This window comes from Micromonospora terminaliae (assembly GCF_009671205.1).
GTDB lineage: Bacteria > Actinomycetota > Actinomycetes > Mycobacteriales > Micromonosporaceae > Micromonospora > Micromonospora terminaliae.
The window spans coordinates 4,007,391-4,019,832 of the sequence record NZ_CP045309.1; the positions used below are offsets into that span (position 1 = coordinate 4,007,391).

11 protein-coding genes are annotated in these 12,442 nt (G+C 73.8%); 7 read left to right on the forward strand and 4 right to left on the reverse strand.

Translation table 11 applies throughout. The features are described from left to right. The first annotated feature begins 3 nt into the window (after nt 1-3). The 6 genes from GCE86_RS18165 to serS all read left to right on the forward strand — a co-directional run bounded on the left by GCE86_RS18165 (nt 4) and on the right by serS (nt 6,075). The gene (locus tag GCE86_RS18165; RefSeq protein WP_154228070.1) at nt 4-408 is read left to right on the forward strand and encodes an SCP2 sterol-binding domain-containing protein; all 405 of its coding nucleotides are present in this window, start codon (nt 4-6) and stop codon (nt 406-408) included. Further along, nucleotides 405-1,643 (forward strand): acyl-CoA dehydrogenase family protein, encoded by a 1,239-nt coding sequence (locus GCE86_RS18170; protein ID WP_204342523.1) that lies wholly within the window; start codon nt 405-407, stop codon nt 1,641-1,643. Before GCE86_RS18165 ends, GCE86_RS18170 begins: the two co-directional genes overlap by 4 nt. Continuing rightward, nucleotides 1,630-2,568, forward strand: coding sequence for a hypothetical protein (locus GCE86_RS18175; protein WP_154228071.1), 939 nt, complete (start codon nt 1,630-1,632; stop codon nt 2,566-2,568). Before GCE86_RS18170 ends, GCE86_RS18175 begins: the two co-directional genes overlap by 14 nt. Then, nucleotides 2,565-3,953, forward strand: coding sequence for an amidase (locus GCE86_RS18180; protein WP_163636838.1), 1,389 nt, complete (start codon nt 2,565-2,567; stop codon nt 3,951-3,953). Before GCE86_RS18175 ends, GCE86_RS18180 begins: the two co-directional genes overlap by 4 nt. Continuing rightward, nucleotides 3,950-4,681: an alpha/beta hydrolase gene (locus tag GCE86_RS18185; protein ID WP_163636836.1), complete on the forward strand. Its 732-nt coding sequence runs from the start codon at nt 3,950-3,952 to the stop codon at nt 4,679-4,681. Before GCE86_RS18180 ends, GCE86_RS18185 begins: the two co-directional genes overlap by 4 nt. Nucleotides 4,682-4,791: 110 nt before the next feature. Then, nucleotides 4,792-6,075, forward strand: a complete 1,284-nt coding sequence (gene serS, locus GCE86_RS18190) for a serine--tRNA ligase (RefSeq protein ID WP_154228074.1) — start codon at nt 4,792-4,794, stop codon at nt 6,073-6,075. Here serS and GCE86_RS18195 read toward each other — a convergent pair. Genes GCE86_RS18195 through GCE86_RS18210 form a run of 4 tightly spaced genes read right to left on the reverse strand, consistent with a single transcriptional unit; the run spans nt 6,059 to nt 10,733 of the window. Then, complete coding sequence (locus GCE86_RS18195) at nt 6,059-6,976, reverse strand: cytochrome c biogenesis CcdA family protein (RefSeq protein WP_154228075.1); 918 nt, start codon at nt 6,974-6,976, stop codon at nt 6,059-6,061. The genes serS and GCE86_RS18195 overlap by 17 nt on opposite strands. After that, nucleotides 6,973-7,545, reverse strand: a complete 573-nt coding sequence (locus GCE86_RS18200) for a redoxin domain-containing protein (RefSeq protein WP_154228076.1) — start codon at nt 7,543-7,545, stop codon at nt 6,973-6,975. The genes GCE86_RS18195 and GCE86_RS18200 overlap by 4 nt, the downstream gene beginning before the upstream one ends. Nucleotides 7,546-7,566: 21 nt before the next feature. Beyond that, a complete protein-coding gene (locus GCE86_RS18205) occupies nt 7,567-9,033 on the reverse strand; it encodes an NADH-quinone oxidoreductase subunit NuoF family protein (RefSeq protein WP_154228077.1) in 1,467 nt (488 codons plus the stop codon). After that, nucleotides 9,030-10,733 carry a ferric reductase-like transmembrane domain-containing protein gene (locus GCE86_RS18210; RefSeq protein WP_244317012.1) on the reverse strand — a complete coding sequence of 568 codons (1,704 nt, stop codon included), beginning with the start codon at nt 10,731-10,733 and terminating at the stop codon, nt 9,030-9,032. Before GCE86_RS18210 ends, GCE86_RS18205 begins: the two co-directional genes overlap by 4 nt. Nucleotides 10,734-10,987: 254 nt before the next feature. Between GCE86_RS18210 and GCE86_RS18215 the strand changes: the two genes are divergently transcribed. Continuing rightward, nucleotides 10,988-12,433, forward strand: coding sequence for an alpha-amylase (locus GCE86_RS18215; RefSeq protein WP_154228078.1), 1,446 nt, complete (start codon nt 10,988-10,990; stop codon nt 12,431-12,433). Nucleotides 12,434-12,442 lie beyond the last annotated feature (9 nt).

Below are 12,442 nucleotides of genomic sequence, written 5' to 3' on the forward strand. Positions count from 1 at the left end.
GCCATGTCCGTCTACCCAGACTCGTCCACCGCCTACGCGGTCTTCGGCGAGCTGTTCACGATTCTCGCCGCCGACGAGGAGTTCACCGAGCGGCTGCGGGACGCCGACCTGACCCTCCGCCTGGTGCACACCAAGCCGGACTGCGTCATCCACGTCACGCCGGACCAGGTCCGTTTCGGCGACGACGCTCCGGAGGACGCCTCCGTGATCATCAAAATGAGCTGCGACACCGCCCACCGGCTGTGGTCGGGCACCCTGCTGATGCCTGCGGCCGTCGCCCTCGGCAAGGTGCGCATCAAGGGCAAGGTGGCCAAGGTCCTCGAACTGGTGCCGATCCTGCAGCCCGCCTTCGACCGCTACCCGCAGCTCGTCGCGGCGCAGGGCCTGGTGGACGGGGCCGCGAAGTGACGGCGACCACCGTGCGGGCGGAGCCCGCCGAGACCGACCTGAACTTCGACCAGATCCCCCGGTCGGTCCAGCGGTTCGTGGACGAGGTCCGCGAGTTCGCCCAGGACGTCCTCGCGCCGCGCGCCGTGCGACTCGACCAGCAGGCCGCCGAGGAGTTCGACTGGGAGGTCATCCAGGCCGGGCACGACATCGGGCTGACGCGCGCGCTGCTCCCCCGCGAGCTGGGCGGGCTGGGGGTCGGGGTGCTCGGCCTGGCCATGGCCATGGAGGAGCTGGCCGCCGCCGACCCGGGCATCGCCCTGGCCTTCGGGGCCACCATGCTCGGTCAGACCCCCGTCCTGCTCACCGGCGATCCCGGCCTGCAGAAGCGCTACCTGTCCGACTTCTCCGGGCCCCGGGCGATCCTGGCCTGCAACGCGGTCGCCGAGGAGGAGGCGGGCAGCGACCTGGTCATCCCGCAGCACTTCCCGGACGCGCGGATGCGTACGACGCTGCGCCGCGACGGGGACGGCTACCGGCTCGACGGGCACAAGCGGTTCATCACCAACGGCGCCGTGGCGACCTTCGCGGCCGTCTATGCGAACCTGGAGGGTCACCCCGGTGCCACCGGCCTGACCTGCGTCATCGTGCCGCTCGACGCACCCGGGGTACGCCGGGGCGACGTGCTGGACAAGATGGGCTACCGCAACTGCCTGGGCAGCGAGCTGTGGTTCGACGACGTCCACGTGCCGGCGCGCGACGTGGTCGGCGGCGAGGGCCAGGGCGCCGCCATCAACGTGGCGCAGGGCAACATGGCCCGGTCCTCGGTCGCGGCGATCTCCACCGGCATCGCCCGGCACGCCCTGGAGATGGCGGTCCACTGGGCCGGCGAGCGGGTGCAGGGCGGCAAGCTGCTGCGCGAACACCAGATGACCGCGCGCCGCCTGGCCGACATGGCCGTCGACGTGGACGCGGCGCGGCTGCTCTACCAGCGGGCCGCCGTCAAGGTCGACACGCAGCTGCCGGCTCCCGAGCGGGAGCCGGCGATGGCGAAGCTCTTCGCCGACCGGGTGGCCGTCGAGACGGCGAGCACGGCCGTCGCGCTCATGGGCTCCCGTGGCTACATGCGGTCCTACGGGTTGGAGAAGGTCCTCCGCGACTCGTTCGGCACGCGGATCTTCGAGGGCACGCCCGAGGCGCTGGCCCTGGCGATCACCGACTGCCTCTACCGGGACGACGACGATGACGACTTCTAAGCTCACGGCGGTCCCCGGCGACCAGCACCGGGACGGGCCGCTCGACCACACGTACGCGCGGGCGCTGGTCGCCCTGCACCGCTCCCTGCGCTACCCGGATCTCCCCGCGACGGTGGGCTCGGCCGCGCTCAGCCGGGTCGAGCAGCTGGGCGACGGGCTCACCACGGTCGCGTTCAGCTCCGACGCCGTGGAGGAACGCCACCTGCGGGCCGTGTTCGGGTTCCGGCTGGCCGAGTTCATCGACCTGTCGATGATGAGTTCGCGCACCGCGCGGGAGACCGCGTTGCTGGCGGAGCCACCGGACTCCACGGTCGTCCACACCGTCTGCCTGGACGCCGACGGCCGGATCCTCGGCTACGTCGGCCTGCTCGGCTCGCGGGACGTGCTGCCGCGGCGGCTGGACGACCCGGCCCGGAGCCGCTTCCCGGTCGAGGCCGCGCACGACGTGGACCTGCTCGCTCCGTTCGCCGAGCGGGGGCTGACCACGCAGCAGGTCTTCGAGATCAAGCGGTTCGTGCGGGCCGCGGACGTGCCCGCCGGCCAGCTGCGGGACCGGGTGCCCTGGCACCTGATCCTCGCGCTGGGCCGGTCGGTGCTGGCGATGGGCCGACCGCTGCTCGTCGGCGACAGCCGCGAGAACGGCGCCCTGCGTCACCTGCGGCTCATCGGGTTCGATCCGCTGGTCATCCCCGACACGAGGCCCCGGCTGCCGCAGACGTCGCTGATGTGGTCGAGCTACCTGGTGCCGGTGCCGGCGGTGCCGTTCGCCAGCCTGGTGCCGGAGGACCTCGCCCGTTATCTCGAGGCCATCGAGGAAGGGCTCACCGGCCGCCATGACGAGTCCTGGCAGCGCCGGCTGATGGCGCGGCTGTCGGCCACCCGGCGCGGTGGCCGCCAGGCGGACTCCGGCGAGGTCGTCTCGTGACCGCGCTGCACGAGCTGTCCGCGATCGAGTGCGCCCGGTTGATCCGGGACGGGTCGGTGACCTCGGTCGAGGTGACCGGGCACCACCTGGACCGGATCCGGCGGCTGGACCCGGCGCTGGGCGCCTTCGTGACGGTGACCGGTGACCTCGCGCTCCGCCAGGCCGAGGAGGCCGACGCGGTGCTCTGGGCCGTGGGCCCGGACAACGTCGGCGCGCTGCACGGGGTGCCGATCGCGCTCAAGGACAACCTCGACGTCGAGGACGTGCTCACCGGGTGGGGCTCCGTGGAGCGGGACGAGGAGGCGGTGGGCGACGACAACGTGGTGGCCCGGGTGCGGCGGGCGCACCTGCCCATCCTGGGCAAGACGCACCTGCCCGAGTTCGCCCTGCCCTGCTACACGGAGAATCTCGTGGGCGGCGACACGGCGAACCCGTGGCGGGCCGCGTTCTCACCCGGCGGCTCCAGCGGCGGTTCGGCCGCGGCGGTCAGCGCGGGCCTCGCGCCGCTGGCTCTCGGCACCGACGCGGGCGGGTCGGTGCGCATCCCGGCCTCCTGCTGCGGGCTCGTGGGGGTGCGTCCCAGCAACGGCGCCGTGAGCAACGGGCCCTCGGACCCGGCGCCCACGGGCCTGTCCGTGCCGGGGGTGCTGGCCCGGGACGCGCTCGACGCGTCCGCCCTGCTGGACGTGGTCGCCGGCGCCATGGCCGGCGACCTGACCACCGCCCGCTCGTGGCGCGACCCGGGGCGGCGGCTCCGGATCGGGTTGAGCACCGACCCGATGGTGCCCGGCCTGGCGGTGGCGGAGGAGTGCGCGGCCGCCGCGGAGAAGCTGGCCGTGGACCTTCAGGAGTCCGGGCACGAGCTGGTGCGGGTGGACCTGGGCCAGGACGTGGCGGTGGCCGCGGCCTTCCGGGACGTGTGGTCCGTGGTCGCCACCTCCTTCGAGGTCGACGACGAGGACAACCTCACCCCGTTCACCCGCTGGCTGCGGGAGCAGGGGCGGGGGGTGAGCGGCGCACGCCTGCACGAGTGCCTGACCCTGTTCCGCGGCGTGGCCCGGATGCTGGAGGACATGGTCTTCGGCACGGTGGACCTGCTCGTCACACCGACGCTCGGCCTCCCGCCGCAGCCCCGCGGGGCGTTCCGCCTCGTCCGCGACGAGGAGGAGAACTTCCGGGCCATGACGCGGTTCATGCCGTTCACACCGATGTACAACATCGCCGGGATGCCGGCGGTCAGCGTGCCGGTCAGCGTGGTGGACGGGCTGCCCGTCGGCGCGATGCTCGGCGGCCCGTACGGGAGCGAGCGGCGGATCCTGCACGAGGTGGCCGAGGTGCAGGCTCGGGCGGGGGCCACGGCCGGGCTCGCGCCGGGATGGGCGTGACGGCGCGGGTGGCCGGCGGGGCCGTGCTGCTGCACGGGTTCGCCGGTTCCCCGTCGAGCATGCACCCCTTCGCCCGGGCACTGGCGCCGCACGTGCGCCGGGTGGCCGTGCCGGTGCTCCGGGGCCACGACACCCGGTGGTCGGATCTGCGGGCGGTGAGCTGGCGGGACTGGTGCGACGACGCGCGTGCCGCCGTCGACGACGTGGCCGGGGCCGGCCCGGTGGCCGTCGTCGGCCTGTCCATGGGCGGAGCGTTGGCGCTCCGGCTGGCGGCCACGCATCCGGCCGTCAGTCACGTCGTCCTGGTCAACCCGTCGATCACGATGCGGAATCCCCTGCTGCCGCTGCTGCCGGTGCTCCGGCACGTGGTGCCGAGCATCGCCAACGAGCGGCCGCAGGTACGCGACCCGTCGGCGCGGTACGCGGGTTACCGCCGCATCCCCCTCGCCGCCGTGCAGCAGATGACCCGGCTCTGGGCCGACGTGCGGCCCCGGCTTCCGGCGGTCACGCAGCCGATCCGGGTGTTCCGTTCGCTGGCCGACGGGCCGGCCGGCCTGCGGTCGGTGGAGGTGATCCGGCAGGGGGTGCGCTCGGCGGATCTCGTGGAGGTTCCGCTCGCCCGGAGCGGGCACGTCGCGACCCTGGACCACGACGCGGAACTGATCTTCGCGCACACCACGGCGTTCCTCACGGGCCGCCCGGCCCCGCCCACCGGCCGCTCGGCCTGACGGGGACCCGTGGGAACGGGCATCCCGCCGCCCGGCCCGGGCGCGACGGGCCGCGACGGTAGCATCTGGGGGTCCTACCTGACTGCCTGGACGGAGGCGTACGGAGCAGCATGCTCGACATGGAGTTGATCCGGAAGGATCGCGAGGCGGTGGCGACCGCGCTGGCGAAGCGTCTGGATCCCGCCGAGGTCAACCGGGCGCTGGACGAGATCCAGCGGCTCGACCAGGAACGCCGCGCCCTCATCACGGAGATCGACGCCGAGCGGCAGCGCCGCAAGGCCGAGGCGCGCGCGTACGCGGAGGCGAAGCGGTCCGGCGCCACGCCGGAGCCGGTCGCGGAGTCCGAGCGCAAGCAGCTCGCCGAGCTGGAGTCCCAGCTGGACGAGGTGCAGTCCCGGCTGCGCACGAGCATGAGCGAGCTGCCCAACCTGCCCGCCGACGACGTGGTCGCCGGTGGCAAGGAGGCCAACCGGGTGGTGCGCACCTTCGGCGAGCCGCCGGCCGTCGAGAAGGTGCGGGACCACGTGGAGCTGAGCCGGGCGCTCGGCCTGGTCGACCACGAGCGCGGGGTGAAGCTCGGCGGCTCCGGCTTCTGGATGTACACGGGCCTGGGCGCCCGGCTGGAGTGGGCGCTGGTCAACTGGCTCATCGAGCAAAACATCCAGGCCGGCTACGAGTTCCTGCTCCCGCCGCACCTGCTGCTGGACACCGCCGGCTTCGCGGCCGGCCAGTTCCCGAAGTTCTACGACGACGTCTACCACCTGGACAAGCAGTCCGCCCCGCGCGGGCAGTTCCTGCTGCCCACCGCGGAGACGGCGATCCTCGGCGCGTTCCAGGACGAGATCCTGGAGACCGCCAAGCTGCCGCTGAAGGCGTTCGCCTACACCCCGTGCTACCGGCGCGAGGCCGCCGGCTCCCACTCCGACGAGCGCGGCACCGTGCGCGGCCACCAGTTCAACAAGGTGGAGATCTTCCAGTTCACCCTGCCGGAGCAGGCGGACGCCGCGCTGGAGGCCATGGTCGGCCACGTCGAGGGCCTGGTCGAGAAGCTGGGCCTGCACTTCCAGACCAGCCTGCTCGCGGCGGGCGACTCCAGCGCCGCCATGAAGAAGACCCTCGACGTCGAGGTCTGGATGCCGAGCACCGGCAAGTACAAGGAGGTGTCGTCGGTCTCCTGGGGCGGCGACTACCAGGCCCGCCGGGCGGCCATCCGCTACCGGGAGCCGGGCGGCAAGCAGACCCGGTTCGTCCACACCCTCAACGGGTCGGCGCTGGCCACCAGCCGGCTCTTCCCGGCCATCCTGGAGCAGTTCCAGCAGCCCGACGGCTCGGTCGTGGTCCCCGAGGTGCTCCGCGACAAGCTGGGAACGGACCACCTCACCCCGATCCGCTGACGGGTTCCGCCCCGCGATCTTGCACTTCCGGCCCGCAAGGAGTCCGGCTTGCGGCCTCTGCCGGGGCCACGAGTGCAAGATCGCGGGGGCGGCGGCGGGCCGCGAGCAGCAGCCCGGCCAGGGCGGCCGTCAGCAGGGCCGGGCCGGCCCAGTTCAGCGTGCTGGTCAGGGTCTGCTGCACCTCGGTCGCCGCACGCACCACCGGGTCGCCGAAGGCGTCGTGGCGGCCCCGGGCCAGGCGCACCTCGTACCAGCCGTACCAGGCGACGTAGCCGCCCGCGACCAGCAGCACCAGGCCGCTGAGGCGGGGCACCCACGCGCCGGCGCCGCGCAGCCGGGCCACCAGCCGGCCGCGCAGCAGCGCCACGCCGAGCGCGGCAACACCGACCACCAGGCCCATCCCGATCGTGTACGCGCCGAAGAGCGCCAGCCCGCGCAGCGTCGAGCCGGCCCGCAGGCTGGTCACCACGATCGCCAGGAACGGTGCGATGGAGCAGGTCAGCGAGGTCAGCGCGTACGCCGCCCCGAACAGGACCATGGACGGCCAGGTGCGGGTGAGCCGGGGCGCCCGGGCGAACGGGCGCGCGGTGGGCAGCCGCCGGCCGGCGAGCAGCCAGCAGCCGGCCAGCGCGAGCAGCACGCCGAGGGTGACGGTGAGCCAGGGCAGCCGGGGGCGCAGCCAGTCGGCCAGCGGTGCGACCGCCAGCCCGAAGGCGCCGAAGACCAGCGCGTACCCGAGGGTCAGCCCGGCCGTGGCGGTGAGCGCGCGGCCGACCGCGCCGCGACCGTCGGCGGGGCCGGCGACCAGCAGCGAGAGGTACGCGGGCAGCATGGCGAAGCCGCACGGGTTGACCGCGGCGAGCATGCCCGCGGTCAGCGCCAGCAGCAGCCCGCCGGTCATCCCCGGGCCAGCGCGTCGACCTGCCGGGTCAGCGGCTCCCCGTCCAGGAAGCCCTGGTGGACCACCCGGCCGTCGCGGTCCACGACCACGAAGGTGCTCTGCTCGACCACCTCGAACCGGCGCCACAGCACGCCGGAGCGGTCGTCGAGCTGCGGGGTGCCGGCCAGCTCGAACTCGCTGACGAACTCCTTCATGGCCTTCTGCTCGCCCAGCCCGGCGACGCCGACGATCGGCACGGTGTCCCGGTACTTCGGGGCGATCTCGGCGACCGTCCACGCCTGGCTCGCGCAGGTGGCGCACCAGGGCGCCCAGAACCACAGCACCACGGGCCTGCCGGCCAGGGTGGCGGCGCTGAACGCCGCACCGTCCAGGGTCTTCGCCGTGAACGACAGCGTCTCGGGCACCCGGGCCGGGACCACCGGGACGGCCGGCGACGCGGACGCGGGCGGCGCGGGGGCCACCGCGCCGACCGGGGTGGCCCGCTCCGGCCCGACCGCGCAGGCCGCCGCGCCGGGGAGCGTGGCGGCCAGCACGGCGGCGATGAGCAGGCGGGCGGTGGGTCGCGGCATCCGCGTCTCCTCCGGTTTGGGCTACTCGGCCTTGACCAGCCGGAGCGCGAGTTCGGGACAGACCTTGACCGCCTTGAGCGCGCCCTCCCGCAGCCAGGTCGGCACGGGGGTGGCGGGGAAGGCGGGATAACCGTTGCCGTCGAGCCGGATGAAGTCCGGGACCACGTGGGCACAGAGGCCGTGCCCGTCGCAGCGGGACCAGTCGAGGGTGAGCTTGCGCGGGTTGGCGTCGGGCGCGCCGGGCAGGCCCATGACGCCCTTGACCCGCTTGCCGCAGCCCTCGCCGGTGGCGTGCAGTCGCAGGTCCTCGGCGAACACCTCCATGGCGGAGAGCGCGAACCGGGCGGTGCCGTCGGGGTGGCTGCACGCGCCGCGCCCCTTCACGTCGCCGGCCGCCGCGCGGACCACCTCGACGGGGGCGCTGCCGGAGACCGCCAGGTCGACGGCGCGGGCCAGGTCGGGCAGGCCCATCTTGCACGGGCCGCACTGGCCGGCGGACTCGCCGGCCAGGTAGCGGACCACCTGGGCGGCCTCGCCGAGCGGGCAGGTGTCGCGGGGCAGCGGGATGATGATGCCGGCGCCGAGCGTGCCGCCCACCGCGGCCAGCCCCGTGCGGGAGACCTCGGCCCGGTCCGCCGCCTCCGGCGTGATCCACTTGCCGTGGTAGCCGCCCATCAGGATGCCCGGCCCCTCGGGCACCTCACAGAGCTCCAGGATCTCTCGCAGCGGGGTGCCGGCCGCGCACTCCACCACGGCGGGCCGGTTGGCCGCCCCGGTGACGGTGAGCAGCACGGTGCCCGGCTCGTCGTCGGTGCCGAGCGCCGCGTACTCGTACGGGCCGATCCGGGCGGCGACCGCGAGCTGGGCGTACGTCTCGGCGTTGGAGAGCAGGGTGGGCAGCCCGTTCACCCCCGAGTCGCTGGAGCGCTTCTTGGTGCCGGGCGGGATGTGCGGCAGCCCGTTGATCCCGTTGACCAGGGCGCCGCCCTCCCCGGAGATGAACCGGTGCGGCACCGTGACGATGGTGGTCGGCACCGGCATCCGGCGCTCCTGCAAGGCCTCCGTGAGCGAGGGCCGGCCCACGTCGTCGTCGGCGACCCCGATCACGATCTCCTCGGCGTCCAGCGCGTACGCGGCCAGCGCGGCGCCGTCCAGGACGAGGTGCGGGGCCCGGGTGAGCAGCACCTTGTCCTTCCAGCTCGCCGGCTCCCCCTCGGTGGCGTTGACCACCACCACGGCGGCGAGGTCCTGCCGCTCGCAGGACTCCAGCACGGCGCGCAGCTTGCGGGCGAACGGGAAGCCGGCCCCGCCCTTGCCCTTGAGGTCGATCGCCTCGGCGAGCCGGAGCAGGGCGGCCGGTTCCATCGGCCCGATCGGGCCGTGCACCTCCTCGTGTGCCGGCAGGTCGAGTCTCCCGAACTCGGCGAAGCCGGCGGTGAGCCGGGGCTCGCCGACGCAGGCCACCGGCGGCACGGTCGTGCGCATCACTTGGCCTCACCCCGCAGCCCGGCCCAGTACGCGCCGTCCACGGCATCGGCGTTGGCCCGCTTGCGCCGGCTCGACCGGCCCTCGCCGGAGGCCCGCATGGCCCGCCGGGAGGCGAGGTCGACCAGGGTCGGGGTGTCGTCGACGAAGGCGTCGTCGGGGGCGTAGCGGGCCGGCGGGCGCCAGTAGTCCGGCTCCTCCGGGAGGTCCTCCTCCGCGCTGTGCCGGCCGCTGCCGCTGCGCGGCGCCGACGAGATCGGGCTGCCCGAGATCGGCCCGGCTGAGATCGGCCCGGCCGAGATCGGCTCGCCGGAGACCGGCCGGCTCTCCCAGCGGCGCGGGCTGTCCCACGGCTCCTCCGGCTCGTCCGTCCGGCGGGGCGGGGCCGAGTAGCGCGCGACCTCCGCCGGGGTGGAGTAGCGGGTGCCGGTGTCCGGCGGGGCCGAGTGCCGGCCCTCGCTCTCCGGCGGGGCGGAGTAGCGGGCCTCGGTCTCCACGCGGGAGCGGCGCGGCGCCCGCTCCTCCTCGTCCCGGTAGCGGCGGCCGGTCCGCTCGTCGTCGCGGCGGCGGGCCACGGCCTCGCGCTGCTCACGCCGGGCCACGCTCTCGCGCTCCTCGCGTCGGCCCACGGTCTCCCGCTCCTCGCGCCGCCGGGCGGCCGGCGCCGGCTCCGCGTCGCGCCGCCGGGCCGGGGAGACCGGTGCCTCGGCGCGCCGCCGGCTGGCCCCCGCGCGGACCGGCTCGCGCAGCGTCCCGGGCTCCGGCACCACGGGTACGGCGAACCGCTCGGGATCGCGGCGCCGGGCGGTGCCGGCCGGCGCCGTCCAGGTGGCGGTGGCCTCGGCCCAGCGACCCTCGCGGCCCCGGCTCTCCTCCTTGCCGGTGGCACGGCGGCGGGTCAGCCCGGCGAGCAGGCCGGTGCGCTCCTCCCCCTTGCCGGCCATGGCCTGGTTCAGCGCGGCGGCCTGGTGCTGCTCCCGGCTGCGCTTGCCGAGGTGGACGGAGAGGCGGACCAGCAGCGCCACCACCACGAGCAGCACGCAGGCCAGGTAGCTCAGCACCACCCAGGTCTTCGCCGCGCGTCCGGCGTTGAGGCCGTGGAGCAGCGCGAACGGCCAGGAGACGTACGCCATGGAGTGCAGCGCCCGCCACATCCACCGTGGACCGGCGCCGGCGAACCGGACCCGCACGATGCCGGTCCAGAGCACACCGACCATGAGCAGCGCGGCCACGGTGCCCAGCCCGACGTAGATGCCCCGGCCGGCGACGAACGGCACCAGCGCGTCGGTGGGCCCGGCCCGGCCGATGGCGACCTTGGTGATCACGTGGCAGACGAGCCCGGCCACGCCGAGGACTCCGGTGGCCCGGTGCGCCGACTGGAGCAGCACCCGGTGCCGGATGAGCAGCACCAGCCGGTCGGTGGCGAGCAGGCCCATCATCACGGTGAGACTGAGCGAGACCAGGGTGACCACCCCGGCGAAGAACTCGGTGAAGAAGAACCCGTACGTGTACATGACGGCGCCGGCGCCGGCCAGTTCGAGGCCGGCCCACGCGACGGCGAGCGCGGACGCGGTGAGCGCCACCATCGCGGATCTCGACATCGTCCGGGCACCACGGCTGGTGGTGGCGGTCCGGACGGTCGTCGCCTTCTCGTTCTGCTGTGCCCGGGCCATCTGCTCCTCGATCGTCTCGCGGCGGCGCACCCACCGGCCGACCCTGCTCCCTCCTCCAGTACGGACGGACGGCTCGGGCGGATCACCTCCGGTGGCGAATTTCTCGGCCGATCCGTCGAACCGACCCGGCCCGGGGCGCGTGTAGCGCCTGTCGCAACGACACATGTCCATACGTTGACATTTCTTGCAACACGCTTGTAGCCTTGCCGAAAATTTCAGGCCGACTTGCAAGAACTCGGCACCGACGTTCTCCCCCGCACCGCCACACCCCCGCAGGAGTCCCCATGCATCGACGCCGATGCCGTGCGGCAGCCCTCGCCCTGGGCCTGGCCGCCGGCCTGCTCGTCCCGACCACCGTGGCGGCACCCCCGGCCGCCGCGGCCACCCCCGGCAGCAAGAAGGTCATCGTCCAGCTCTTCGAATGGAACTGGGCCTCGGTGGCCAGCGAGTGCACCAGCACGCTCGGCCCGAAGGGCTACGGCTACGTCCAGGTGTCCCCGCCGCAGGAGCACGTGCGCGGCAACCAGTGGTGGGTGGCCTACCAGCCGGTGAGCTACCGAATCGAGTCCCGCAAGGGCACCCGCGCCCAGTTCCAGGCGATGGTGAACACCTGCCACAACGCCGGCGTGAAGGTGCTCGTCGACGCCGTGGTCAACCACATGTCCGGCCAGGACAACGGCGGCACCGGGTGGGCCGGCAGCACCTACGGCCACTACGACTATCCGGGCACCTACTCCAGCCAGGACTTCCACTACTGCGGCCGCAACGGCAACAACGACATCGCCAACTACGGCGACCGGTACGAGGTGCAGAACTGCGAGCTGGTCAACCTCGCCGACCTGAAGACCGAGTCGGACTACGTGCGCGGCCGGCTCGCCGCGTACCTCAACGACCTGCTCTCGCTCGGCGTCGACGGCTTCCGGCTGGACGCCAGCAAGCACATGCCGGCCGCCGACATCGCCAACATCCGGAGCCGCCTGTCGCGGTCGGCGTACCTCGTGCAGGAGGTCATCTACGGCGCCGGCGAGCCGATCCAGCCGACCGAGTACACCGGCAACGGCGACGTGCACGAGTTCCGCTACGGCAAGGACCTGGCCCGGATGTTCACCAGCGAGCGGCTGGCGTACCTGCGGAACTTCGGCGAGTCCTGGGGGTACCTGCCCGGCGGCTCGGCGGTGGTCTCCACCGACAACCACGACACCCAGCGCGACGGCGGCGTCCTGACCTACCGCGACCGCGGCGAGTACGCCCTCGCGAACGCCTTCATGCTCGCCTGGCCGTACGGCACGCCGGCCGTGATGTCGAGCTACACGTTCAGCAACAAGGACCAGGGCCCGCCCTCGGACGCCGGCAACAGGACGACGAACACCACCTGCTACTCGGGCTGGGAGTGCGAGCACCGCTGGCGGGTCATCGCCAACATGGTCGGCTTCGCCAACGCCACCCAGGGCGCCGGCGTCGCCAACTGGTACGACAACGGGTGGCAGCACATCGCCTTCAGCCGGGCCGGGAAGGGCTACCTCACCATCAACGACGAGGACTTCGCCGTCAGCGGCCGCTCCTACTACACCGGCCTGCCGGCCGGCCGCTACTGCGACGTCATCCACGGCGACTTCAGCAACGGCTCGTGCAGCGGTCCGGTGATCACCGTGGACGCCGGCGGCTGGTTCCCCGCGACCGTCAACGCGCACGACGCGATCGCCATCCACATCGGCGCGAAGCTGCCCTGACCAGGGACG

Bases quoted from the DNA above. Each gene is read 5' to 3' on its own strand.
- GCE86_RS18165 (WP_154228070.1), top strand. From the start codon at position 4: ATGTCCGTCTACCCAGACTCGTCCACCGCCTACGCGGTCTTCGGCGAG.
- GCE86_RS18175 (WP_154228071.1), top strand. From the start codon at position 1,630: ATGACGACTTCTAAGCTCACGGCGGTCCCCGGCGACCAGCACCGGGAC.
- serS (WP_154228074.1), top strand. From the start codon at position 4,792: ATGCTCGACATGGAGTTGATCCGGAAGGATCGCGAGGCGGTGGCGACC.
- GCE86_RS18195 (WP_154228075.1), bottom strand. From the start codon at position 6,976: ATGACCGGCGGGCTGCTGCTGGCGCTGACCGCGGGCATGCTCGCCGCG.
- GCE86_RS18200 (WP_154228076.1), bottom strand. From the start codon at position 7,545: ATGCCGCGACCCACCGCCCGCCTGCTCATCGCCGCCGTGCTGGCCGCC.
- GCE86_RS18215 (WP_154228078.1), top strand. From the start codon at position 10,988: ATGCATCGACGCCGATGCCGTGCGGCAGCCCTCGCCCTGGGCCTGGCC.